1 rRNA gene is annotated in these 1,244 nt (G+C 48.3%); it reads left to right on the top strand.

Annotated elements, in window-relative coordinates:
• Positions 1 to 109 precede the first annotated feature (109 nt).
• Positions 110 to 1,244 (top strand): 16S ribosomal RNA (locus M2135_RS15535); the annotation flags it as partial.

Below are 1,244 nucleotides of genomic sequence, written 5' to 3' on the forward strand. Positions count from 1 at the left end.
TTTTATAATTAGATTTAAAAGAATAAACGACCGTCAATTGGTTTACTAAAAACTTAATAAGTTAATAGATAGGATTTTTGGGCTAGGAAATAAAAAGAAAACAATTTTGACAACGAAGAGTTTGATCCTGGCTCAGGATGAACGCTAGCGACAGGCTTAACACATGCAAGTCGAGGGGCAGCGGATTGAAAGCTTGCTTTCAATGCCGGCGACCGGCGCACGGGTGCGTAACACGTATGCAACCTACCTACAAGAGGGGAATAACCCGGCGAAAGTCGGACTAATACCGCATAACACAGGGGTCCCGCATGGGAATATTTGTTAAAGGAGCAATCCGCTTGTAGATGGGCATGCGTTCCATTAGATAGTTGGTGAGGTAACGGCTCACCAAGTCAGCGATGGATAGGGGTTCTGAGAGGAAGGTCCCCCACACTGGTACTGAGACACGGACCAGACTCCTACGGGAGGCAGCAGTGAGGAATATTGGTCAATGGGCGAGAGCCTGAACCAGCCAAGTCGCGTGAAGGATGACTGCCCTATGGGTTGTAAACTTCTTTTATAGGGGAATAAAAAGGGGAACGTGTTCCCTGTTGCATGTACCCTATGAATAAGCATCGGCTAACTCCGTGCCAGCAGCCGCGGTAATACGGAGGATGCGAGCGTTATCCGGATTTATTGGGTTTAAAGGGTGCGTAGGTGGGCTGTTAAGTCAGCGGTGAAAGTTTGTGGCTCAACCATAAAATTGCCGTTGAAACTGGTAGCCTTGAGTATGTTTGAGGTAGGCGGAATTCGTGGTGTAGCGGTGAAATGCTTAGATATCACGAGGAACTCCGATTGCGAAGGCAGCTTACTAAACCATAACTGACACTGAGGCACGAAAGCGTGGGTATCAAACAGGATTAGATACCCTGGTAGTCCACGCAGTAAACGATGATTACTAGGAGTTTGCGATACACAGTAAGCTCTACAGCGAAAGCGTTAAGTAATCCACCTGGGGAGTACGCCGGCAACGGTGAAACTCAAAGGAATTGACGGGGGCCCGCACAAGCGGAGGAACATGTGGTTTAATTCGATGATACGCGAGGAACCTTACCCGGGTTTGAACGCATTTGGACAGGGGTGGAAACATCTTTTCTAGCAATAGCCATTTGCGAGGTGCTGCATGGTTGTCGTCAGCTCGTGCCGTGAGGTGTCGGCTTAAGTGCCATAACGAGCGCAACCCTTATTGTTAGTTACCATCAGGT

Origin of the sequence: Parabacteroides sp. PF5-9 (genome assembly GCF_029893105.1) — a bacterium.
Taxonomy (GTDB): Bacteria; Bacteroidota; Bacteroidia; order Bacteroidales; family Tannerellaceae; genus JARXWG01.